Source organism: Martinezella sp. CNPSo 3890 (genome assembly GCF_057784455.1).
This window is the reverse complement of the sequence record NZ_JBXSOR010000008.1, coordinates 124,721-146,523: the sequence shown is the minus strand read 5'-3', so window position 1 is coordinate 146,523 and position 21,803 is coordinate 124,721. Positions and strand designations below refer to the sequence as shown.

22 protein-coding genes are annotated in these 21,803 nt (G+C 58.2%); 14 read left to right on the top strand and 8 right to left on the bottom strand.

The features are described 5' to 3' along the window. The first annotated feature begins 121 nt into the window (after positions 1 to 121). The 5 genes from AC13RC_RS19695 (at position 122) to AC13RC_RS19675 (ending at position 4,688) form a co-directional block, all read left to right on the top strand. Positions 122 to 1,267, top strand: a complete 1,146-nt coding sequence (locus AC13RC_RS19695) for a TIGR03364 family FAD-dependent oxidoreductase (protein WP_488558184.1) — start codon at positions 122 to 124, stop codon at positions 1,265 to 1,267. 5 nt (positions 1,268 to 1,272) lie between these two features. Then, complete coding sequence (gene phnX, locus AC13RC_RS19690; protein ID WP_488558183.1) at positions 1,273 to 2,076, top strand: phosphonoacetaldehyde hydrolase; 804 nt, start codon at positions 1,273 to 1,275, stop codon at positions 2,074 to 2,076. Positions 2,077 to 2,291: 215 nt separating this feature from the next. Then, positions 2,292 to 2,762, top strand: a complete 471-nt coding sequence (locus AC13RC_RS19685; RefSeq protein WP_488558182.1) for an MEKHLA domain-containing protein — start codon at positions 2,292 to 2,294, stop codon at positions 2,760 to 2,762. A 260-nt stretch (positions 2,763 to 3,022) separates the two neighbouring features. Beyond that, a complete protein-coding gene (locus AC13RC_RS19680) occupies positions 3,023 to 3,169 on the top strand; it encodes a DUF1127 domain-containing protein (RefSeq protein ID WP_083258017.1) in 147 nt (48 codons plus the stop codon). 1,009 nt (positions 3,170 to 4,178) lie between these two features. After that, on the top strand, positions 4,179 to 4,688 hold the full coding sequence (locus AC13RC_RS19675; RefSeq protein WP_488558181.1) for a hypothetical protein: 510 nt from the start codon (positions 4,179 to 4,181) through the stop codon (positions 4,686 to 4,688). On the opposite strand, the gene AC13RC_RS19670 is transcribed toward AC13RC_RS19675, so the two are convergent. Next, complete coding sequence (locus tag AC13RC_RS19670; RefSeq protein WP_145319362.1) at positions 4,682 to 5,326, bottom strand: response regulator; 645 nt, start codon at positions 5,324 to 5,326, stop codon at positions 4,682 to 4,684. The two genes, AC13RC_RS19675 and AC13RC_RS19670, sit on opposite strands and share 7 nt — an antisense overlap. Then, positions 5,323 to 6,756 (bottom strand): sensor histidine kinase, encoded by a 1,434-nt coding sequence (locus AC13RC_RS19665; RefSeq protein WP_488558180.1) that lies wholly within the window; start codon positions 6,754 to 6,756, stop codon positions 5,323 to 5,325. Before AC13RC_RS19665 ends, AC13RC_RS19670 begins: the two co-directional genes overlap by 4 nt. Positions 6,757 to 7,040: 284 nt before the next feature. Here AC13RC_RS19665 and AC13RC_RS19660 point away from each other — a divergent pair, with 284 nt between their 5' ends. Continuing rightward, a complete protein-coding gene (locus AC13RC_RS19660; RefSeq protein ID WP_488558179.1) occupies positions 7,041 to 7,688 on the top strand; it encodes a hypothetical protein in 648 nt (215 codons plus the stop codon). Between the two features lie 382 nt (positions 7,689 to 8,070). Here the strand turns inward: AC13RC_RS19660 and AC13RC_RS19655 are convergent, their stop codons facing one another. After that, positions 8,071 to 8,469: a DUF1236 domain-containing protein gene (locus AC13RC_RS19655; protein ID WP_145319371.1), complete on the bottom strand. Its 399-nt coding sequence runs from the start codon at positions 8,467 to 8,469 to the stop codon at positions 8,071 to 8,073. Between the two features lie 265 nt (positions 8,470 to 8,734). On the opposite strand from AC13RC_RS19655, the gene AC13RC_RS19650 reads away from it, so the two are divergent. After that, complete coding sequence (locus AC13RC_RS19650; RefSeq protein WP_488558178.1) at positions 8,735 to 9,133, top strand: hypothetical protein; 399 nt, start codon at positions 8,735 to 8,737, stop codon at positions 9,131 to 9,133. Between the two features lie 285 nt (positions 9,134 to 9,418). On the opposite strand, the gene AC13RC_RS19645 is transcribed toward AC13RC_RS19650, so the two are convergent. From AC13RC_RS19645 to AC13RC_RS19635, 3 genes are all read right to left on the bottom strand, one after another. After that, positions 9,419 to 9,784 (bottom strand): chemotaxis protein CheW, encoded by a 366-nt coding sequence (locus AC13RC_RS19645; RefSeq protein ID WP_488558177.1) that lies wholly within the window; start codon positions 9,782 to 9,784, stop codon positions 9,419 to 9,421. A gap of 246 nt (positions 9,785 to 10,030) precedes the next feature. After that, positions 10,031 to 10,852: a sterol desaturase family protein gene (locus tag AC13RC_RS19640; protein ID WP_488558176.1), complete on the bottom strand. Its 822-nt coding sequence runs from the start codon at positions 10,850 to 10,852 to the stop codon at positions 10,031 to 10,033. Between the two features lie 156 nt (positions 10,853 to 11,008). Then, complete coding sequence (locus AC13RC_RS19635) at positions 11,009 to 12,052, bottom strand: helix-turn-helix domain-containing protein (protein WP_488558175.1); 1,044 nt, start codon at positions 12,050 to 12,052, stop codon at positions 11,009 to 11,011. An 803-nt stretch (positions 12,053 to 12,855) separates the two neighbouring features. Here AC13RC_RS19635 and AC13RC_RS19630 point away from each other — a divergent pair. Together AC13RC_RS19630 and AC13RC_RS19625 are read left to right on the top strand one after the other, a co-directional pair. Next, on the top strand, positions 12,856 to 13,626 hold the full coding sequence (locus AC13RC_RS19630; RefSeq protein ID WP_488558174.1) for a 2-keto-4-pentenoate hydratase: 771 nt from the start codon (positions 12,856 to 12,858) through the stop codon (positions 13,624 to 13,626). A 186-nt stretch (positions 13,627 to 13,812) separates the two neighbouring features. Beyond that, positions 13,813 to 14,052 carry a hypothetical protein gene (locus tag AC13RC_RS19625; RefSeq protein ID WP_113329398.1) on the top strand — a complete coding sequence of 80 codons (240 nt, stop codon included), beginning with the start codon at positions 13,813 to 13,815 and terminating at the stop codon, positions 14,050 to 14,052. Between the two features lie 110 nt (positions 14,053 to 14,162). On the opposite strand, the gene AC13RC_RS19620 is transcribed toward AC13RC_RS19625, so the two are convergent. Further along, entirely contained in the window at positions 14,163 to 14,888 is a 726-nt protein-coding gene (locus tag AC13RC_RS19620) for an SDR family oxidoreductase (protein ID WP_488558173.1), read from the bottom strand. Positions 14,889 to 15,294: 406 nt separating this feature from the next. On the opposite strand from AC13RC_RS19620, the gene AC13RC_RS19615 reads away from it, so the two are divergent. The 5 genes from AC13RC_RS19615 (at position 15,295) to AC13RC_RS19595 (ending at position 20,771) form a co-directional block, all read left to right on the top strand. After that, complete coding sequence (locus AC13RC_RS19615) at positions 15,295 to 16,272, top strand: tagatose kinase (protein WP_488558172.1); 978 nt, start codon at positions 15,295 to 15,297, stop codon at positions 16,270 to 16,272. A gap of 184 nt (positions 16,273 to 16,456) precedes the next feature. Beyond that, positions 16,457 to 17,182, top strand: coding sequence for an SDR family oxidoreductase (locus AC13RC_RS19610; RefSeq protein WP_488558171.1), 726 nt, complete (start codon positions 16,457 to 16,459; stop codon positions 17,180 to 17,182). An 11-nt stretch (positions 17,183 to 17,193) separates the two neighbouring features. Then, positions 17,194 to 17,967, top strand: a complete 774-nt coding sequence (locus AC13RC_RS19605) for an SDR family NAD(P)-dependent oxidoreductase (protein ID WP_113350811.1) — start codon at positions 17,194 to 17,196, stop codon at positions 17,965 to 17,967. A gap of 330 nt (positions 17,968 to 18,297) precedes the next feature. Then, a complete protein-coding gene (locus AC13RC_RS19600) occupies positions 18,298 to 19,638 on the top strand; it encodes a class I SAM-dependent methyltransferase (RefSeq protein WP_488558170.1) in 1,341 nt (446 codons plus the stop codon). A 410-nt stretch (positions 19,639 to 20,048) separates the two neighbouring features. Continuing rightward, entirely contained in the window at positions 20,049 to 20,771 is a 723-nt protein-coding gene (locus AC13RC_RS19595; protein WP_488558169.1) for a L,D-transpeptidase, read from the top strand. 58 nt (positions 20,772 to 20,829) lie between these two features. Here the strand turns inward: AC13RC_RS19595 and AC13RC_RS19590 are convergent, their stop codons facing one another. Further along, positions 20,830 to 21,726: a sugar phosphate isomerase/epimerase family protein gene (locus AC13RC_RS19590; RefSeq protein ID WP_488558168.1), complete on the bottom strand. Its 897-nt coding sequence runs from the start codon at positions 21,724 to 21,726 to the stop codon at positions 20,830 to 20,832. Positions 21,727 to 21,803 lie beyond the last annotated feature (77 nt).

Below are 21,803 nucleotides of genomic sequence, written 5' to 3'. Positions count from 1 at the left end.
TTTAAACTATAGGTAAATCATATAATTTTTTATGATTTATAATTCTGTTATATCATTTTGCTAGTGTTTGCCCTATAGGCTGACGGTTAGGCTCGATGCCGGCCGAGGAAAGGGTAACGATATGGCGAATGGATACGATCTCGCGGTTGTCGGTGCGGGTATTGTCGGCATCGGCGTGGCATTGGCGGCTGTGCGCCAGGGCAAGAAGGTCGTCGTCATCGAGCGCAATGCCAAGGCGGTCGGTGCCTCCATTCGCAATTTCGGCTTCGTGACCATTAGCGGGCAGAAGGCGGGCGCCCATTGGGAGCGCGTCATGCGGGCGCGTGACATCTGGGCCGAGATTGTCGACAAGGCGGGCATCGCGGTCATCCATCGCGGCCTGGTCATGCCGGCGCGTCGCTCGGAAGCCGCCGTGGTTGTCGACGCCTTTTTGAAGACACCGATGGGCGAGAAGTGCCGCCTGATGACGAAGGCCGAGGCTGGCGATCTCGTGCCGAGCCTGCGTTTGGATGGCGTCGAGACCATTCTTTATAGCCCGCATGAGCTGCGTGTCGAATCTTCGGAAGCGCTGCCGAAGCTCGCAGCCTGGCTCGAGGCTCGGCACAAGGTCGATTTTCGCTGGAACACAGCCGTCCGTGCCATCGAGGGAATGCGGATCGAGACCAGCCACGGCGGGATCGAAGCGGAAGCCGTCGTCGTCTGTCCCGGTGACGATTTCTCGACGCTTTTCCCGGATGTCATCGCCAAGCATAATCTCATGATCTGCACATTGCAGATGCTGCGGGTGGCGCCCGCTCAGCCGAGCCGGTTCGGCGCCGCCGTGATGTCGGATATGAGCCTTGCCCGTTACGAAGGCTTTGCCCAGCTGCCGGAAGCGGAAGCACTTGGAAAGCGGCTCGATCGCGAAGAGGCCGAAAGCCGCGCCGCCGGCATCCACCTGATCGCGGTCCAGTCGGCCGACGGTTCTCTCGTCGTCGGGGACAGCCATGTCTACGGCAATGCGCAGCAGCCATTCGCCAGCGAGCGCTTCGACCGGCTGATCCTCGATGAGTTCGATCGCGTATTCGATCTGCCGGGCCGCACCGTCGTCAACCGCTGGATCGGCACTTATGCCTCGTCGAAGGAGCGGACGGTGCTGGTCGAGCGCCCCGCCGATCATATCCGCCTCGTGATGGTGACGGGCGGAACCGGCGCCTCGACCGGCTTCGCCCTCGGTGAGCAGGTCATCGACGACCTCTACGCTTCGACATCTCGGTCTTGGGAGTGAAATCAGTGAGCCAATTGAAAGCCGTTGTATTCGACTGGGCTGGAACGGTCATCGACTTCGGATCCTTCGCCCCCATGGGCGTCTTCGTGGAAGTCTTCAGCCGCTTCGGCATCGAGGTCACCATCGCGGAAGCGCGTGAGCCGATGGGGCGGCCGAAATGGGATCATATCGACGCCATGCTGAAGCAGCCTCGCATCCGCGAGCTGTGGGCCACGCGTCATGGCAAGACACCGACGGCAGCCGATGTCGACGCGGTCTACGAGGTCTTCGTGCCGATGAACGAGGAGGTGGTGCATAAGTTCGCCGATCTCGTGCCGGGCACGACCGAAGTTGTCGGGACGCTGCGCCAGCGCGGGATGAAGATCGGTTCCACGACGGGTTACACACGCTCGATCATGGAGCGTGTCCTGCCGCTCGCGAAAGAGCAGGGCTATGAGGTCGACAATCTCGTCTGCGCCGGCGACCTGCCGCATGGCCGGCCGACGCCGATGAACATGTACAAGTGCTTCCTCGATCTCGATGTCTGGCCGGCGCATGCGGTGGTCAAGGTCGACGATACCGGTGTCGGCATCGATGAAGGCGTTGCGGCCGGCTGCTGGACGGTCGGCGTCGCACTGAGCGGCAATGAGGCGGGTCTCACTCCGCAAGAGATCGCCGCTATGGCGCCGGATGCGCTCGCCAAGGTTCGTGAGCGTGCAACCGGCGTTCTGAAGGCACGGGGCGCGCATTATGTCATCGATACGGTTGCCGATCTGCTGCCTGTCATCGATGATATCGAACGTCGGCTGGCCGCCGGCGAACGACCGTAATTTGGTTGGTGTTCAGAGCTGGCAGGGCTCTGTTGCGGCAATCTCGTCCTTGGGCACGCTGTCGGTAACTTGTTCGTGCTTACTTTGGAGACCCTGGCTTCGCGGTGTGGTTGATGATGGATATTCGCGTCTTCCCGCTTGCTCTGCTTTTGATCTCCCACGCAATTTGATAGGTATCGCTCCCGTCGATGCCCAGAATGGTAGGAAGGGAAGAGATGACTGATAGGCCTGAAAGCAATACTGTCGATTTATCGGTTGACGAAGCCTTTTTTGAACTTCTGACCGGCAGTTTTCAACGCATTGTGGGCTCTTCCTTGATTGGCGAGGGCGCGGGGCCGGATTGGCTCTATTGCGACGCGCCGTTTGTGGTCCTCGCCCATAATACGGACGCCGATCCGCGTTTCGTCTACGCCAACAAAGCCGCGCAGAATTGCTTCGAATACTCATGGGACGAGTTTATAACGCTGCCCTCGCGGCTTTCGGCCGAGCTTCCCAATCGGGCGGAGCGTCAGCAGTTGCTGGACGCGGTGACCCGTAACGGCTTCATCTCCGACTATCGCGGTCTGAGGATTGCGAAATCCGGACGACGTTTCTGGATCGATGCCGGTATCGTCTGGCAGCTCGTGGACCGAGATGGCAATTTGCGCGGGCAGGCTGCAACCTTTTCCAAATGGCAGGATGCATAGGCCGTAGGATAGAGATTGACGGTTCAAAAGCTAAGTTCGCTTCATCGGGGCCGCAACAGTCGCGGAAGGTGGCGATCTGTCAGTGAAATCCAAAGCCGATCGCATTCTCGAATATGGTGGTAAGAACCAGCACGTGTTCATCCCGCCAATCTTATGGTCATGAGCCTTGCAAAACCGGCATGGCTATCGTGCAGGCATGTGCATTTTATTTAGGCGGATAAATGCCTATCTCCTGCGCATCAGCAAAGGAGACCGTAAAAATGAGAGTATTTGAGAAGATCAAGCGCTTTAGCGAACAGCGCAGAGCCATACGCGAGCTTTCCGCCCTCGACGATCATGTCCTTCGTGATCTCGGTATTGCCCGCTCGCATATCCCCTACGCCGTCAGCGGCGCCCGCGGCAACTAAACCATCTTTTCGAGCGCATGCCCCGAGGTATGCGCCGCCGCAAGAGACCTTTGGGCGCGCGCCGTCATCGCCCCTCTTTGACAAGCAATAGCCAGTAGAAGCCGCAGCTCGTGCCGTGATCCCTGGTGGCATCGAAGGCGATCGCCCGGCACTTTCTCTTGACGCGGCATTGGCAATTCATGCCAGTCGCCAAGTCGGCAGACGATCCGGAACGCAGCTGATTGCGAAGGTTTTTTCGCTATTATCGTCGCGGCTGCTATGGCGAAGTTTTCAGGCGGCTTTTTCGCAGCTGCCTTTCATGTTCTGTTTTGCGCAATATTCGAGTTCGATCTCGAGCAGCCTTATTGCCTTGGCAAGTGCATCCTCGGCCTCTGCGAATAGCTGTGGCTTATGCCCCATTCTCGCTTCGCCGTAGTTTCTGGCTCGCAGCAAAACGAGGTCAGCCAAAGCGATGCATTCCGGCGTTGGTCGGACAAGGTTCAGGCAATATCGCAAATTGATTGCGACCTCGAGAGCGAACTCGGTTGCCGAGAAATCCAATATCGCGCCTGGCGGCGCGGAGCGAGCTAGAAATATCCTCCAGTGTTGGGTCATCGCAGTACCCCTCTTTTCGGATCGATCGCGCGGGCATCGATATATTGAGTGCCAATTTTTGCAAGGGCACTATTGGTTCCCAACCATGGCATTTTGCATTGGCAGGGCGTCGGCGTATCCGCAGTCATATCGACCAGAGGAAGTCGTTTTCAATAATGCAATCATGCAATTGGGCTTCGGTCCAGCTCCTTCCTGGACGTTAGTCTGACGATATCCCGGCGAAAGGTCTTGGCTTCGATTGCTGAAGTCCAAGCAGAGGTCTCTCCGTTTGATAAGACTTGACCCCTCGCGGTGTTGCGGCGATTTGATATGGGATCAGAGATATTTGCCAGTCGGCGATAAATGGCGGCGCTTTCGGGCCAGGGAGCGACGAACATTCGTCGCCGAAGCCAACCGGAGCCTCAGGAGGCCGTAGGTGTCATTGCGTCGAAAGCTCATTGCTGCTTTGCCATGCCTGTTGTTGACTATGGTCAGCACAGCACTCCCCTACACCATTAAAATTCACGGCGCTTCCGCGATATTTGCACAACAAATAGTGGAGGCAAAAGGGGGTAACGGCAATGGCGGTGGCAATGGTAACGGCGGCGGAAACGGCAATGGGGGAGGCAACGGGAACGGCGGTGGCAACAGCGGCAATGGGGGTGGGAACGGCAACAACGGCAACGGGAATGGAAATGGAAACGGAAACGGAAACGGTAATGCCAATGGCCGTTCATCCGCAACCAAGAGCGCTACCCAAAGCCAGGTCGATTCCGACCAATCCTCCGATGATGGCGACGGATCGATTACCGTTCAACACAAGGATGGCATGAGCGAAAATATAAAGAGCGGGCGGTATGTGATGAAGGATTCAAAGGGCCGCACCATCGTCAACCGCAATGCGACGATCGCCGACGAGCAGCGGCTTAAAGCGTTCCTTCACTGACGGCGCCTTTCGAGTTCATCCCTGAATGCCATCGCAGCTTCCGTTCTGTTGCTCACTTCCAGCTTGGCGAAGATCTGGGTCATGTGATGCTTGATGGTCTTTTCATGCAGATCGAGCTTTAGCCCGATATGTTTGTTGCTCAATCCGGCAGAAGCCAGTTCAAGGACCTCCCGCTCGCGCTCCGTCAATGCGCTGAAGGGATTGATCTGGGCACCAGATCCGTTATCCGAGATCAGACGCGCCGATAGCGTCGGTGCGACATAGCTGTCACCCGCAGCAATGCTGCGAAGGATATCGGCGAGGGTCCGTGATCCGACGCCTTTGAGAACATAGCCTTTCGCGCCGCTCTTGAGCGCCGCCATGACATCGTCGCTTGCCTCGGAGACTGTCAGCATCACGATCTTCTGATCGGGTATCTGCTCGAGGATGAGAGAGATGGCATCCAGCCCTCCTCCCGGCATGGAAATGTCGAGCAGCAGGATATCCGGGCGGTGTTCCGCTGCTATGCGCAGCGCATCCTCCCTGCTGCTGCCCTCACCCACAATACTGAACCCATCCATTTCGGTCAGGCTCCGGATAACGCCCTCCCTGAAGAGAGGGTGGTCGTCTACGACCGCCAAACTGATTGTAGCTGTCATGCCTGCTCCATTTCCTCGATGTTCAGGGACATGCGAACGATGGTTCCCCGGTTCGACGACAAAAGTTGAAAAATACCGCCGAGACTTTCGACCCGGTCCCTGAGGCCGGCAAGGCCAAGCTTTTGCGGGCCGACCTCCTTCGGGTCAAATCCCGGCCCTTCATCGGCAACCTCGATCACGATCTGGCCGTCTTTGAAGGTCTGCACGACCTTTTGCCCGATTCCGCCGGCGTGGCGATAACCGTTGTTTAAGGCTTCCTGCACAAAGCGATAGACGCATATTTTTGCGGAGGTCGAAAGGTGTGTCGGCGTTGTCCCGACCATCAGCGGAACGGCGACGCCTGTGCGTTGTTCGTGGGCACGGATTGCCCGTTTCAAAAGATCGGTCAGATTGTCCGTCTCGATGTGCGGTAGCATCAGGCCGCTGCAGACGCTCCTGATTTCGGTCATGGCGTCGTCAAGGCTGGATTTGATGGTCTGCAGCGACGCCTCGCGCTCCTCTGGCGAGGTGGTGGAGCTGATGAGGGTCTGGCTGTCCAGCCGCAAGGAGGCATAGGCGACCAATTGGGCGGGGCCGTCATGCAGGTCGGCGCCGATACGGCGCAAATAGCTCTCGTTTAGCGCGGCCGCACGCTGGGTCGCGCGTTGAACGCGGGCACGCAACGCCTCATTCTGTTGAAGAAGCGTCGACAGTTCGCCGATGCGGCCGTTGAGCGCCTTGCGCTGATTGTCGATGGTGCGGCTGCCACGCAGGACGATGATCGACAGAAGAGCGAAGAATGTCAGAGTGAACAAGGCAACGACAAGCCAGCTCAGCAGGCGGGCCTGAGTGAGACTCCCTTCGAAATCGTTGGCAATCTCGTAAAATTCGGAAACGGCAACGACTTTGCCCGACCAGGGCTGCAGTACGGGATTGTAGATTTCCAGGAGCGGTTTGCCGCTATTGCGTTCGGCGACGCTTTCCACGTCGTCGATCCGGTTGAATTTGGCAACCATTCGGCCGGAAAAGGCCATCTTCAGGCTATCTGACAGCGGAAATCGCTTTCCGGAAAGATCCTTGTTGTTGGAGTAAAGAATCGTCCCGTCATTCCGCCATAATCGGAACGAAAACAGCCGTGTGCCAAGCGCGCCCTGGCCGAGCGTTTCGTCGAGAGCGCGGGTGACGGTATCGTCGAGAGCCTGGGTGGTTTGCATATCCGGCAGAAGCGGGGCGATAACGCTGTCGACATAGAGCGCCGTCGTCGCCGCAGAATTGCGCGTCACCGCATTCTCGATGAGGGCGGCAACGAAAGAGCCGACCACGAGCATCGCACAGAGCGCGACGAGGCCGCCGGCGAGCAGGAACTGTCTGGCCAAAGATTGGGAGTTCCAGCGTTCGATAAGACTTGCCAGAGATAGTTTGTATTTATGGTTTGCTCGCAGAACTGGCATAATCAGCACTGATCTCCCAACCCTGTATAGCTATCCCAGTGGGATGGAGTGTCAACTGTTACAACGTTGGCACCGGCCGCCTCGTCCCGTGAAGAGGGTATTGCTATCCGGCGCGCACAATCTAAGGGACCATCGGGCAGGATCAATCAGACAATGGTCCTAATGCTCAAAGCATAGGTCGGACCCATGTAGAAACCTGGGATTTCGGCAATATTCTAGTGCGCAGTGATTTGCTGGATACGGCCGCTGCTGCGAGTGGTGGACGCTTTATGAAGGAAATGCGCATGAAAATCCGTTCCATAATCGGTGCAACAAGTCTCGGCCTGGTGCTTGCAGTCGCTCCCATGGGAGGAGCTACGGTCGGTTTCATGCAGACGGCATTCGCCAAGGGCGGAAACGGCGGCGGCAATGGTGGCGGCCATGGCGAAGGAAATTCCGGTCATGAAAAGTCCGAGAGCGACGATTCAAGCAGCACGTCGACGAGCGCGGCGACTGCGCAGGCTGCCTCATCGTCATTGCAGGCACATCACCTGGACAAACATTCCGGAGCTCATAGTGCAAGCTCGAAGACGCATGTTTCGAAGCCCGACAAGGGCAGGCTTAGCTCGCTCAGGAGAGACTATCACGCCTACTTGAACTCGAAAGACCCCAAGATGGCGGCGCTCTCGGCCTATGTGAAGGCATATGCGGAATTCGAAATGCAATATGGAACGACGGCAGTGCCGACGGATCCAGCCCTCAGCGACAACGCCCTGCGTTCGGCGCTCGCGCAGCTATCGAACAAGCCGGTGACGGACCAGACACTCGCTGAAGCAAAGAGCATTCTCGGCATCGGAACAAACAGCGGCAAAATCGCCGAAGTCCGTGATGCCCTGGAAAGGAAATCCGAAGCCGCGGCACCCTCCGAGAGCAGTGCGGCGACTGTCAATTGAAGGCGCTGCACCAGCAGCGTCTTGAGGTGAGCACGCCGGTCGCCGGGCACTTTGCGACACGAGGTTTCTGCGATCATCTCTCACAAGTTTGGGTTCACGAGTTTGGCGTCGATGCACGCCTTTCCCTAGCCGGTCCGCCCACCGGCTCTATCGCCGGGTCGGGCCTTCCGCCCCAGACGCTGCTCGATCCGGCGATAGGCAATTTGCTGCGTGATGCAGGCGGCCAAGTTTAGAATATGGTGCGCAAGGGGTGCTGCCTGTGGAAGCCACTGTGAAAAACTCGGAGCTTCGGGTAGCGCTGCAGACCGGCCGCTTTCTCGTTTCGGTCGCCCATGGGGAACAGGGGGAAGGGTGGAGAGCGGCTTCCCGCTCCCCACAATGGTTAGTTCAGAATCTGGATAACCTTGCGTGAGGAAGGCTCGACGATCACGCGCTCGTGGTTGACGACTGCATAGGCATATCGCGGATTCTGCGGAACTGTGCGAACAACGACAGTGTCCGGTAGGGGCTTGCCGACGACCACTCTCTCGTGGACGATCGTGCCCTCTTCAGGCAAGGGCTGTTCGCGGACATAGGTGACCACCTTCTGAGGCGGCGGATCGATGGCGGTGCCGACAATGGCGCCAGCCACGCCGCCCACGGCGGCCCCGACCGGACCACCGACAACGGCTCCGGTGACCGCGCCACCTGCAGCGCCGGTGACGGTCGACGATTGGGCAAAGGCACATCCGGCGGTCAGGCCAAGCGCGAGTGCCGCAACACTAAGTACTTTCGTTTTCATCAGAATCTCCTTTCACCTTCTCTTCGTCCGTCATTGACGGAGCTGTCGGTAAAACAGAGCTTCGGCGCAGTCGGTTCCTTTCCTTGGGCTTCAGTCGAGTGGCATTGGGGCGGGGGTCGCACGATGCGTTGGACCAAAGCCTCACGCGGACGGTCCTCATCGGGAATATGCGGAAATTCATCACGCTCACAGTTGATTCCGGTGATGGAATACAGAGATTGACTGCCTGCAGCCCTCTGTTCGCAATGCCGGAACCGGCTACTGGATGTCGACGGATACAGGAAGCCAATCCGACAAAGGCTTGCGATCGCCGCGCATTCCCGGCGGAGCGATCTCAATCCGTCAATGTGCGGCGCGGCTCGAAGAAGCCATTGATACGTTTCGCTCCGTAGTCCAGGTGCTCGGCAGGTTTGCACATATGATCCCGACCAGCAGGATTACGGAGACCAAACCAACCAATGTCTCCCATGACTGCCGGCGAAACGGCAGCGGCCAGCGCGATCGGGATATGTTCGGATCATACAGCATTCATCAGCTCCATATCCAAGGGAGAGCCGCCAGCATCGACGTGGCCGTTCCGGTTGAGACCAAGGCTATGATCGCTCTCTTTTTCTGGCACGCGTTCATCTATCAAGTTTATGTCCGTCGAATTCCGAATGTCTAGTACCTTGATCGACAATATCTGGTAACGAAGCCCCTTGCGATTGCTGGATCTGCCAATTTAAGTGAAGTATGGAGAAAATATTTCCGAGATTGGTCGTTATTGCCGCGACATGAGGGCGTGCATGGCTTTAGTCGTGCGCTATGTTGAAAATCTGTTCCGGAATTCGGCCGCGGCAGGTCATAGTGTACAGGAAGTGCGGCAGGTGGCTCCTGCGAAGAGATGACTTTCTTCATGGCTTGCGGAAGCGCGTTCCCAGCCGCCTTCTTTGGCATCGGGAAAGCGACGCTATACGGCTACACGCTCGCGGCCGAAAATGTCGAGTTCCGAAAGGCGGATGGCTTCGCTCGCCGCCGACGTGCTGCCGATGAATTCGTCGATCAGAAATGCGACGTAGCCGCCAGTCGTCTTGATGATGGCGATTTCACAGCTCCTTGAGGGCTTGTTGCCCATCTTCGTCGCCAGATCGTAGACCGGCACCAATTCGCCACGATATGAGGTATGACCGAGCGCGCGGCGCGTATCGTCGCTATCGCGAACTGGGCGCCAATTATCCGCCCGGGCGACAATCGTGCCGTCGATGAACGTACATAAGGTGTCATGCACGCGGGCTGCCATCGCTGCACGGCGACGAAGAAATGCTGATATAGGCATTGAGCACTTTGTCCCCTTCGGGACTCCCCATTCAAAAGTGCAATCGTCTGAGGCGAAACCCATTCCAGGATGCCTTGGCACTGTCATGGTGCCGCCGAACCTTGTCCGGCCAGACACGTTGATGGTAGAGCCATGGTCTTGATGAGCGCTTTTAGGTTTATCTAAAATTCTAACGAAGGCGCGTTTTTAGACCGAGCATTGGGCTGAAAGTGTGAGGAAAATCCTGGAATTGAAACAGCCGGCGTTCTAGCTATGTCTGCCGCGTCGAAACGGTCGGACGAGAAATTCGGCCAAGTTTTGCGGCTCCCGGATATTGGGCAAGCCGACATCGGGCCATTCCGCGGCCTTCGGATAATAGGCGGTCCCGAACAGAATGTCCCAGATCGCCGAGCCGCTGCCGAAATTCTTGTTGAAGTGCTGTCGCTCGACCGAATGGTGAATACGGTGAAAGCGATTGTCGGGAAAGACGTAACGAACCCAGCCTAGATTCAGTCGCGTCGAGCTATGCTCGAAATAGCCTTGCCAGCGCACGAAGAACACCCAAATCCAGGGAACATAGTCCTGTTTGAAATTAAAGAGCAGCGAGACGGGAATGATCAGAAACGGAATCCTGAAGATCTCCTCGCTGAAATGGTGGTTGCTGTTGAAGGCGCTCATTTCCTCGAGCGAATGATGCTCGGCATGGAAGCGCCAGAAGAAGCTATTGCTATGCTGTAGCCTGTGGAACCAATAGTAGAAGAACTCGCTGACCTGCAGAACGAGAAAAGAAGCAGCTATGGCGCCCAGCAGATGGAGTGGCCATGCATTCGAAAACTTCGAGAGGAATGTTAGGTCGATCGCAAACAGCGGCTTTATGCCGATGCCCGCCCAAAACCAGTAGAAGAGTGTCAGGCTTGCCTTGGTTATGAGGATGTTCGTCACGCAGAAGATGGCGCCGCGAAGCCTCGATACATAGGTATAGCGAGACTTCGGAAAGATGATCTCTGCGGCGAGCAACAGGAACGCGACCGGAAGAATGCGATCGGTGTACTCCTCCATGAAATCAAGCAATTGAAGCAAATTTTCCATTGTCAATTTGCTATCCACGGAACGACGGAGGAGGCGATATCCTCCCTTTATCCGGGAATGGCGGTTGCTTCAACTTGATGATTAAAAATTGGTTAAAGCCATGCCGGCCGGATTGGAGAGAGGTTAAACACGTTCTGGATCGTGCCCGATCGCGATTCAGTCAGCTGTTGGCGCGGCTGTGGACTGGGAGGATTTGCGCGACTTGTCGCGCCATTCGAGCGGTGTGGTATCAGTGACGCGCCGGAACTCGCGATTGAAGTTCGACTTGGTCTGAAAGCCGACATCGAACATGATTTCCGTCACCGGCTTCCCGGTTTCGGCCAGCAGCGTGCAAGCTTCCGCGATCCGGTACTCGTTGACATATTGCGAGACGTTTTTGCCGGTCGCGCGGTTGATGGCTGTGGAAATCTGCCGGGCGGGAATCGCAAGCTTGCGCGCCAGCCGGTCGAGATTGAGATCGACATCGCGATAGGCGTGTCTTTCCTTCATCAGCGTCTGTACGGCATCAAGCGTCTGGGTGTCCTGCAGGATTTCAGGCGGCAGGACAGCCCCTCCCTTGTCGATGGGCGCGTGGCTGCGGCTGGCTGCAGCGGCGGCTGTGGCCAGGATGGCCAGTCCCACGAGATTTCCGAGGCTGATGACCTTCAACGCATATTCACCACCGGCCCAGGCGAAGTCCAGCCAGATGAAGATATCGACCATCGCCGACAAAAGAAGAGCGTCGGCAGCAAAGAGGACGGCCCGATAGGTCGGACCGGCATTTTCGAATGGCGCGAGGCGAAGCGCGTCCGTGCCCGAGCGCATGAGAAGCAGGATCGCCGCGGCATAGCCGATGTCGATCAGTACGATGGCGATATCGATCGCGTCGCGCCACACCGCGATCAGCACGATAATGAGCCCTGCCGGCAGCGCATGCAGGCTGATCTGCTCAAGTGGGGAGAGCGAGCTTTTGCGCACCAGTCTCGAGACGCCGAGATAGGCAAGTGGCGCCACCATCGCGGCCGCCACCGGCATGATATACATGGCGGGCTGAACGGCATAGCCCCATCGCAGACCGGAAAGCGTGGATTGAAACGCACTGAGAAGGATCAGTGCCTGGAAAGGCAAATTGGGTGGTGCTTCATCGTCTCGAGCCTTTACGGCTGCAAAGAGAACGACGAGCAAAATGGCGACGACAAATGGAAATGGAATGAAGAGCATTGATCGGTTCGTGAAGGATTGGCAGCGATTTTCCAGCCGATCATGCCGAAAGATACACTGCGCGGCGACCTCAAACATGATTGAGGTCATCAAAATCCTGGGGAGGGGCGCCGCCCGGAACGAGGGCGGTCAATTTCGCTGGATCCCGCTACCTTATCCGCTTCTCCTATTCGCGCCAAAACTCCGTTACCTCCTTTCCCGGATGCCGTGAACAGAGGAGCGAAACAATATAGGTGCGTTCAAAAATGGACGCAGACAGGCGGGCCGATTCTCCATAGCGTCGGCCTCGATCGTGCATTCGGTGCTCTGCCGGTACTGGTTGGTCCCCGTTGTACGATCCGGCAGAATCCGCCTGTGCTTGCCCGGTCGCGGTGTGGATGGATTGCCTTCAGGCCGCGCGCAAGAAATCCTGAGCGGACCCTGGCGTCATAGCCAGCAGGACGATCTGAAACGCTGCGGCCGATGGCATCCAATATGGCTATGTCGGCTTTGAAGCCATAGCGGCTGTGGCTCGATGCTCTCGGACCGCGCACCCATTATGCTGTTCGATGCCATGACGTCCGCGTCCTTGCCGCAGTCTCCTGACCGATACGGCTTCCACTTCGAGCGTCGCTTCGCCGCCTGGCGGTCTCAGCCAAAGCGGCAGCGGTAAGGCACGGAACGACGGGATGCCACATATCATTCAACGAGAAAAAGCGATCACTATGAGATTTTAATTTTTTCGCGCATTGCGCCGAATGGAACGGCTATGCGTGTCGAGCCATTTTTGCGTGAAAGCCAGTTGTCGAGATTGGAGCGCGAAGATGTATTTCGAATTGAAGGATACCACAGCCGATCTTCTGGCGAAGTGTCGCCGTCACGAAGAACTTTGCGATCTTCCGCTCGATCTGATCGTCTCTGAAGATGAGGCTTACGACATCCAAGCCGCGGCGCAGGATGCACTCGGCTTTGAGCGCAAGGGCTATGCGATTGTGGGAACGAGCGCTCTGTCCTGCCGGACGCTCGGCCTCAAGGGGCCGATCTACTCAGAAATTCCGTCTTCCGCCTTGCAAAAGAGGGCGCAAAGCTTTCGTCTGCCGCCGGGAACCATTGGAATACAAAGCGAGTTCGTTTTCACGATGCTGAGGTCATTTCCGGACGAAGGCGAGCAAATCTCCCTCGATAGCGTGACCGAGGCGGTCATGAGCTGCCGCCCTGCAATCGGGGTCGTCGGCCGCCGGACGCGGCGAGCGTTTGCCGGCGCAAACGCTGCGATTGCGGATTTTGGCCTGCATGTCGCGACGCTCTGCGGCGACCATGCCGCAAATATGGACATCGGCGCTCTTTCGAGAATCGAGGTCACGGCGTTTCTGTTTCGGCAGACCATGGTGTCCGGCAGCTCGTCGGCGGTCATGGGCAATCCGCTGAACGCGGTTGCGTGGCTTGCCGCGGCGCTTGCGGCAAATGGCAGGCGGTTCGAGCCGAGCGATATCGTGGCGACCGGCTCCTGCACTGCGGTCCTCCAGGTCTGCGCCGGCCAGCATTTGGCCGTCGACTTCGGGCCGCTCGGCCAGGTCGAATGTGTCTTCAATTAAAATGAATCAAAAATCGAAAGGACGGATAATGCGGCCGCAGCGAAAGCCATTCGTGGTCGAGATCAAGAAGAACAGGCGTCCGCGCTCGAAATCCTCTCTTGAGCAAGCGACGCGTGAGCGCACGCGCGCGCAGAAAGGTGCTGGGGCGAGTGTGGGCCTGACCCTTCAGCGTGGGGATCGGAGCTGATGGTCAGTCGGAACATTCCTCACGAATATTTCCTGCTTTCCGCAACAAGGGAGGAAGGCCCTGTTGTCGGCTATGTCAACGGCAAACCTATTTCGGCTGCCGTCGTGGATAGAAACGGCAGCCGCTACCGGTTCGTCGGCATTGCCGTTCGGGATCGCGAAGGCAGGCTCGACGTCCTGACGCTCAGGCAGGGAGAATGGATCGTCGCGCCAGATCTGATCTATGAGGCGGCAGCCTGATGCCAAGCCTTCCAGGCGTTCCATAGCATCAGCTCCCGGTCGAATATCTCAGCCTCTTCGGCGACTTCCATCCGGTGTTTGATCTCTATCAGGATGCCGTGGATATGATCTCAGGCGATCATATAGCCGCCATCGATCGGCATGGAGATGCCGTTCACCATGGCCGCTGCGTCGGAAAGCAAGAAAAGGATTACCTCCGCAACCTCTGCCGGTTCGACAAAGCGGCCGGCCGGAATGCGATCGCGCATGGGTGCTGCCTTTTCGGGATCGCTCCATGCCTTGACCGCCATCGGTGTCAGCGTCACCGTCGGGTGCACGCCGTTGACGCGAATACCCTTGGGCGCCAGTTCCCTGGCCATCACGCGCGTCAGGCCGTCCAGACCGCCCTTCGATGCGCAATAGGACGCATGATCCGGTATGCCGATAAAGGCGGCAATGGAGGAGACATTGACGATTGCGCCGGGAAGGCCTCTGCCGATCAATGAGCGAGCGAATTCCTGGGCCACGATCATCGGCGCGCGGGTGTTGACCGCATGCAGATGGTCGAAGGCTTCGACCGTGGTCTCAAGGAACGGCTGCAGCTCGGTCGTGCCTGCGCAGTTGACAAGATAATCTGCCGGAAGCGCAGCGATTGCTGCCTCACGTGTTCTGTCGGCGCCGGCAAGATCGACCTGAATGGCTTCGCAACCCAGTTCATTGCGCAAGGAAGCGACGTCCGCTGCGCTTCTGGTCAGCGCCACGACATGAGCGCCGCGCTTTATCAGCATTTCCGCCGTCACTCGACCGATGCCCTTGCCTGCGCCGGTGACGATCACTCTCTTGCCTTCGAAACTCATCGGAACTTCCTCTTTCGATCTCCTGCCTGTTTGCCGATCGAAGATGCGAATGCAGCGGGGGTCAACATGAAAATGCAGCGTTCTATCCGAAGCGAACCGAATTTCTCGCCGGGCGGAAGCATCCGCAAACAGCGCAAGCCGCCGAATTTTACGGCGTCTGTTCCGGCGATCCATAATTGCCGCGTCGAAGGGTCGCGCTCGCAAGCCGCTGGAATCATGCTTGAATTCATTGCGAATGCTGAAATCGCCACGAAAGAGAAGAATGCTTCTGGTCCGACGCTCAACGCGGCATATATGTTTCGCCAGTGTTTCTCTTACTGGAAAACAATCAGTCTTGCGATGAGGATGGAGCGCAACGACACGCCGCCGCGGATTGAGAACAATAGGTATCGAAAGCAGGATTGCAATGAGTTCAGTACTGGCACCCGACCAGCTTGGCCCAACGGTCTGCGTCGGGGAAATCCTCGTGGAAATCGTCGCCACGACGGTCGGCAATGGTTTCATGGAGGCACAACCGCTCGTCGGACCGTTTGCGAGCGGCGCGCCGGCGATCTTCATTTCCCAGTGCGGTCGGCTTGGAGGCAGCGCGGCAATGATCGGCGCTGTCGGCACCGACGATTTCGGCCGCGTGAATCTCGAAAGGCTCAAGGGCGATGGCGTCGATATCTCGGCAATATCCATCGACCCGGATTATCCGACAGGCAGCGCCTTCGTTCGCTACCGCGAGGACCGTTCCCGCGACTTCATCTATAATATCGCGACGTCAGCGGCTGCTCGCTTTGGCTGGAGCGAAGACGTCAGCAATCTCATCGACCGTGCCGGACACCTGCATGTGATGGGTTCGGCGCTATCCGTTCCGAGCGCGTGTGAGGTGATCGACAAGGCTGTCGATATCGTCAAGACCCGCGGCGGCACGCTTTCCGTCGATCCGAACATTCGCAAGGAACTCAAGCTCGACGAGGCGACCGAACGGCGGTTTGCCCGGCTCGTGGCTATGGCCGATCTGCTGCTGCCCTCCGGGGAGGAGCTCGAGCGCGCGGCCGGCGTCGAGGGCGAAACCAATGCGATCCGCCGCCTGTTTGAAATCGGCGTCAAGGAAATCGTGCTGAAGCGCGGGGCTGATGGCGCGACTTATTACAGCAGGGAAGGCGAGCGCATCGATGCGCCGGCCTTCATCGTCGCGGAAATCGATCCGACGGGTGCTGGCGATTGCTTCGGTGGCGCCTATCTCACTTGCCGACGGCTCGGCATGCCGGCGGCAGACGCCCTGACCTATGCGGCTGCGGCGGGTGCCCGCAATGTCACAGTCGTCGGTCCGATGGAGGGGGCCGGCACCCGAGAGCAACTCGACGCGTTCATCGCAACCACGGAAAGACGTTCCTGATGCGGATCCGTTCCGTCGAAGGGGCGGGGTTTGGAGGTACAGGCTGTTCGACGACGGCCGCTCCATAGGCGCGATTGACCTGATCGCACTGTGGATGTCGCAGACTGTCTCGATCTTTGCCAATGAATACCCGGTCTGCAGTGCCGGTAAATGATAGCTGTTTTAATCCAAGGAGGAGGAGACCATGGACGAATTGAAGGGGAAAATCGCCGCGGTGACCGGTGCGGCATCGGGGATCGGGCTGGCCTCGAGCGAGGTCATGATTGCGGCGGGAGCGAAGGTCGTCTTGATCGATCGCGATGAGAGAGCATTGGCATCGGTGTGCGAGCGCCTGGGCGAACTTGCCATTCCGCTGGTCGTCGATCTGCTCGACGCGGAGCAGTGCGCCGGGCTGCTGGAGGGCATCCTTGCCAAAGTCGATCATCTCGACATCTTTCATGCGAATGCCGGCACCTATATTGGCGGTGACCTGGTGGAAGCCAATCTCGACGCCATAGACAGGATGCTTAACCTCAACGTCAATGTCGTCATCAAGAATGTCCGTACCGTCGCGCCGCATATGATCGGGCGCGGTACGGGCGATATCATCGTCACGAGTTCGGTCGCAGGCCATTCGGCCATTCCTTGGGAGCCCGTCTATTCGCCCTCGAAATGGGCAATGACCAGCTTCGTCCAGGCCATGCGGCGCCAGCTTCTGAAGAGCGGTGTTCGAGTCGGTTCTGTCTCTCCAGGCCCGGTCATCAGTGCCTTGCTCGCCGACTGGCCCGAAGAAAACCTGCGCAAGGCCAAGGAGGCCGGCGCCTTGATCGAGCCCAAGGAAGTCGCAGATGCCATCATGTTCATGCTGACACGTCCGCGCAACGTGACGATCCGCGACGTCGTGGTTCTGCCGAGCGCCTTCGATATTTGAGGAGCAAAGCCATGGGTTATCAGGAGAAATTCCGGCTCGATGGCGAGCGGGCTGTGGTTACGGGCGGTGGCCGCGCCATCGGCCTTTGCTGCGTAGAGGCACTGGCTGAAGCTGGCGCTGCAGTCGTCGTCATCGAGCGTGACGAGGCCGACGCACGGGGAGCTCTCGCTTTACGGGAGAAGGGTTACGACATCGATGTACGGATCGGCGATGTCACGGACTCCGCGCGAATGGAGGCGATCGCCACGGAACTCGTCGATGGCGGCAGTGCCGCGACGATCCTGGTGAACAATGCTGGGATCGGTCAGAGCGGCATACCCTCGCAGGATGTCAGCGACGCCGATTGGCTGCGAATGATGGATGTCAATGTCAATGGCGTTTTCTGGTGCTCGCGCGCCTTCGGCCGCCACATGATTGCTCAGAAACGCGGCGCCATCGTCAATCTCGGTTCGATGTCCGGAATCATCTGCAATAGGCCGCAACCACAGACGCCATACAACGTCTCCAAAGCGGCGGTCCATCATCTCACACGGTCGATGGCGGCGGAATGGGCGGAGCATGGCGTCCGGGTGAATGCCGTGGCTCCTACCTATATTGAAACGCCCATGGTGATGGCGGTCGAGGCCAATCATGAACGCATTCCGGTCTGGCTTGCCGATACGCCGATGGGGCGGATGGGAACGCCAGAGGAAGTCGCCAGCGCGGTTCTCTTCCTTGCATCGGGCGCTGCCAGCCTGATGACGGGCGCGATCGTCAACGTGGACGCCGGCTTCACCTGCTGGTAGGTGTGTCCCGCGTCGGAGTGCATTCCCTCCGCGTAACGCAGCTCGGCAGAGGCGATGCTATACGGCTTGCATTCGGCTGTCGCGCACCCTTTGCCGCCGGGAGAGGTCTCACATTCCGGCAGCCGGCTGGCTATATATAGCCGGAGCAGTGATCCTGCGGAGGGCGCGAGCATCCTTGTAGGCGCGTTTGAGCTTACTCAACCTTGATGTCGCAAATGATCTGGATATTTTACCAGATTAAGTAGTACGCTTTCGATACCGGTACGGGATTCTTCGCCACCCCTCAGGCCAGGAGATCACCGTCGAGGAAACGATAAACAGGTAGTTGTCATGTTCCTAGAAGCAGCTCTTTCCCGCTTGATCAAAATCGGAACGCTCACGGTCACTTTTCCGGACGGTTCCACGCGCAGTTTCGGTACGGGATCGGAACCGCATGCAGCGATGAAAATCAACACCGCCCGTGCAAAACGCCGTCTGCTCCTCAATCCGGCTCTGGCGCTGGGCGAGGCCTATATGGACGGCGAAGTCGAACCGGCTTCCGGCGATCTTTACGAGATGGTGGACTTGCTCGCCCTCAACATGATGGAAGGCGGGAGCCATCCCTTCGAGAAGCTGATGGAAAAGGTCCGATGGCTGCGCCGAAATCTCGATCAATTGAATTTCGCCGGTCGCTCGAAGCGCAATGTCGCGCATCATTACGATCTCGATGCGCGGCTCTATTCCTTGATGCTGGATGAAGACCGGCAATATTCCTGCGCCTATTTCCCGGTCGGCGACGAGACTCTGGAGGAGGCTCAGCTCAAGAAGAAGCGGCATATCGCATCGAAACTCATGCTCGACCGCCCGGGCCTCGAGGTTCTGGACATTGGCTGCGGATGGGGCGGCATGGCGCTCTATCTCGCCAGGGAGTTCGGTGCTCGGGTGACGGGTCTTACGCTTTCGGAAGAGCAATTGCTGGCCGCACGAGCCCGCGCGAAGGATGCCGGGCTGGAGCATATGGTCACGTTCGAACTGCTGGATTATCGCTCCTGGACGCGTCCGGTCGACCGCGTCGTCTCGGTCGGCATGTTCGAGCATGTGGGCATCAACCATTACAAGACTTTCTTCGACAAGATCCGCTCCGTGCTCAAGGAGGACGGTGTCGCGCTGATCCATGCAATCGGTCGGGCTGATGGTCCCGGCAGCACGAATCCGTGGATCGCGAAATATATCTTCCCTGGCGGCTATTCGCCGGCGGTCTCCGAGGTCCTGTCCGTGGTCGAAAAATCCGGTCTCTGGACGACCGACATCGAAATCCTGCGCCTCCATTATGCCAAAACACTCGAGCAGTGGCGCGACCGCTTCATGAAGAACAGAAGCACCCTGGCAAAACTCTATGACGAGCGGTTCTGTCGGATGTTCGAATTCTATCTTGTCGGGTCCGAACTTGCCTTCCGGCGTATGGGTCACATGAACTGGCAACTGCAACTGACGAAGAACGTTTCCGCTCTGCCGTTGGCCCGTGACTATATGGTCGATATCGAGCGGGCGCGGGCTGTCATTGCCGAGCAAGGGAGGGCAGGGCCGATCGAAGCTGCGAGCGCGCGGGCAAGGCGAGATCTGACCTTGCATGACGAGCGCAAATCCCGCCAGCAAAATCAATCTGGAGCCGAGTCCTCGCGGAACCTTTAGAAACCACTTGCAGTCCGGCATGAGGATTGGCAGGACATGGGATACAATGTCCTGTCCGGCCATTCCTTCAGTAGCTAGCCGACACATATCGCAATGTCGCGGCGAGCAAGTGCCTCCGTGCAATCAGCACGTTTGCGCATCGGTAAGGCGGCAAGCGCCCAATACACTCGCGGAAACACAAGATCGCTGTGGCTTCTGGCCCACACTCGTCGATTGAGTTTGCAGGGTCATGGTATTGGCGAACTTGTCATCACAGGTCCCGAGTGGCTATGAGGTCATCACCACTTAATGATGAGACATGTCGCCTCTTTCGGCCTCATCCGTCGAAGAGGCGATATCAATATGCGGGGTTTGTTAGGACAGGAATGCGCTCAACCAAGAATGAAAAGACTCTTTCCCGGCGGGCTTTCATGCTGGGGTCTATCTCTGCGACGGCAGCGCTTGCGGGCTGTGCCACCACCGCCCCGGTTCCAACTCCCATTGCAGCTCCGGTTCGTATGCCACCCGTCGTTCCCGTGGCGTCAGAACCTCAGAGCGTCGTCACACCCGATCCCGAACTCGAAGCACGCTATGCCTCCGTGGTCGATGGCGGTCATGTCATTCCGGCGGTTCCCTACCGAAAGCTGGACCCGAAGTTTTATCGTCAGCGCGTTCCTGATCCGACCGGCGAGGCGCCCGGTACAGTCGTTGTGGATACGGCATCGAGGTTTCTCTATGTCGTGGAGCGCGGCGGTACGGCCATGCGCTATGGTGTCGGCATTGGCCGCGACGGCTTCGCATGGCAGGGTGAGGGGATCATCCACTGGCGGCAGCATTGGCCGCGCTGGAAGCCGCCGGGCGACATGATTGCCCGCAAGCCGGAACTCGCGAAATATTCGGTTGCCAATGGCGGAATGGATCCGGGCATCAAAAATCCTTTGGGTGCCCGCGCCCTCTATATCTTCCAGAACGGCAAGGACACGCTCTACCGCCTGCATGGCTCGCCGGAATGGCGCTCGATCGGCAAGGCAGCATCGTCCGGTTGCGTTCGCCTGATCAATCACGACGTCATCGACCTCTACGAACGCATTCCATACCACGCGCGCATCGTCGTTCATCAGACGCCGCTTCAAAGCAAGGCGATTTCTGCCTGAGCGAAATCGGCTCCCTCGATAGGCGGGAGCCGATGCTTCGGCACGATGGAGTGCCGTATCACGGAAGACGGCTGCGCTGCTGGCTTTGACGCTGGGCCTCCTGCGCGGCCTTGAGCTGCGCCTTCGTATACATCAGCGCATGTTCGGCAAGGTCGCGGCCATCATCCCAGAGGTTGCGCCAGATGCCGAGAATGCCTTCGAGCGGCTGGCCTACAACGCGGGAGGAGAAGGATTCGAAGGTGATCGGTCCCTGGTAGCCGGAACGGACGAGAGCCCTGAAAACGCCGGTAAGATCGATCGTGCCCGAGCCCATATAGCCGCGATGGGAATCGCCGGTATGGAAATAGCCGAGATAATCGCCGGTTTCGAGAATGGCGGCCTGAATATCCGATTCTTCGATATTCATGTGATAGACATCGAGATGCACCTTCACGTTCGGCATGCCGATGCGCTTGCACATCTCCACCGCCTGGGCGGCCGTGTTCAGCACGTTGGATTCGTAGCGGTTTACCACCTCCAGAACCAGCGTGATGTTGCTTTTCGCCGCCGTCTCGGCCACCTGGCGCAGGATGTCGACCGATTGCGTGACGCCGGCAGCTGTCGTCGGCTCGCTATATTTGCCGAAAGCGGAATGCAGAATGCCGCCGATATATTCGCCGCCGCAATCGCGGCAGACGGCGATCGCCTGTTCCAGCCTTTCCTTGCCGCGCCGACCCTTCTCCTTGTCGCCGCTTGAGATATCGGTTTCAAAATCGAGACCAAGCGAGAAGTTAATACCGATGCCGTTCTTCTCCAGCTGCCGGCGGGTGAATTCCGGATCGATCAGGCTTGGGTCGAGCGCTGGTGCCTCGATGAAATCATAACCCACCTCGGCGCTGTTTGCGATTGCGCGGGCGCATTCGTCGCGGCTCCAGCCTGCCTCCCATACCAGCGCGTGAACTCCCAGTTTGTTCATGCTCGTCCTCCCGATTTCGTGGATGCAAAAAACATTTGCTGCAATGCGAAAGACATGAATCGTTTTATACTTAGAAA

Coding starts and splice junctions, on each gene's coding strand:
- AC13RC_RS19625 (WP_113329398.1), top strand. CDS start 13,813: ATGGTCAGTCGGAACATTCCTCACGAATATTTCCTGCTTTCCGCAACA.
- AC13RC_RS19655 (WP_145319371.1), bottom strand. CDS start 8,469: ATGAAAACGAAAGTACTTAGTGTTGCGGCACTCGCGCTTGGCCTGACC.
- AC13RC_RS19685 (WP_488558182.1), top strand. CDS start 2,292: ATGACTGATAGGCCTGAAAGCAATACTGTCGATTTATCGGTTGACGAA.
- AC13RC_RS19605 (WP_113350811.1), top strand. CDS start 17,194: ATGGGTTATCAGGAGAAATTCCGGCTCGATGGCGAGCGGGCTGTGGTT.
- AC13RC_RS19645 (WP_488558177.1), bottom strand. CDS start 9,784: ATGCCTATATCAGCATTTCTTCGTCGCCGTGCAGCGATGGCAGCCCGC.
- AC13RC_RS19635 (WP_488558175.1), bottom strand. CDS start 12,052: ATGCTCTTCATTCCATTTCCATTTGTCGTCGCCATTTTGCTCGTCGTT.
- AC13RC_RS19630 (WP_488558174.1), top strand. CDS start 12,856: ATGTATTTCGAATTGAAGGATACCACAGCCGATCTTCTGGCGAAGTGT.
- AC13RC_RS19665 (WP_488558180.1), bottom strand. CDS start 6,756: ATGCCAGTTCTGCGAGCAAACCATAAATACAAACTATCTCTGGCAAGT.
- AC13RC_RS19595 (WP_488558169.1), top strand. CDS start 20,049: ATGCTGGGGTCTATCTCTGCGACGGCAGCGCTTGCGGGCTGTGCCACC.
- AC13RC_RS19650 (WP_488558178.1), top strand. CDS start 8,735: ATGTCGACGGATACAGGAAGCCAATCCGACAAAGGCTTGCGATCGCCG.
- AC13RC_RS19610 (WP_488558171.1), top strand. CDS start 16,457: ATGGACGAATTGAAGGGGAAAATCGCCGCGGTGACCGGTGCGGCATCG.
- AC13RC_RS19680 (WP_083258017.1), top strand. CDS start 3,023: ATGAGAGTATTTGAGAAGATCAAGCGCTTTAGCGAACAGCGCAGAGCC.
- AC13RC_RS19640 (WP_488558176.1), bottom strand. CDS start 10,852: ATGGAAAATTTGCTTCAATTGCTTGATTTCATGGAGGAGTACACCGAT.
- AC13RC_RS19695 (WP_488558184.1), top strand. CDS start 122: ATGGCGAATGGATACGATCTCGCGGTTGTCGGTGCGGGTATTGTCGGC.
- AC13RC_RS19600 (WP_488558170.1), top strand. CDS start 18,298: ATGTTCCTAGAAGCAGCTCTTTCCCGCTTGATCAAAATCGGAACGCTC.
- AC13RC_RS19670 (WP_145319362.1), bottom strand. CDS start 5,326: ATGACAGCTACAATCAGTTTGGCGGTCGTAGACGACCACCCTCTCTTC.
- AC13RC_RS19590 (WP_488558168.1), bottom strand. CDS start 21,726: ATGAACAAACTGGGAGTTCACGCGCTGGTATGGGAGGCAGGCTGGAGC.
- AC13RC_RS19660 (WP_488558179.1), top strand. CDS start 7,041: ATGAAAATCCGTTCCATAATCGGTGCAACAAGTCTCGGCCTGGTGCTT.
- AC13RC_RS19620 (WP_488558173.1), bottom strand. CDS start 14,888: ATGAGTTTCGAAGGCAAGAGAGTGATCGTCACCGGCGCAGGCAAGGGC.
- AC13RC_RS19615 (WP_488558172.1), top strand. CDS start 15,295: ATGAGTTCAGTACTGGCACCCGACCAGCTTGGCCCAACGGTCTGCGTC.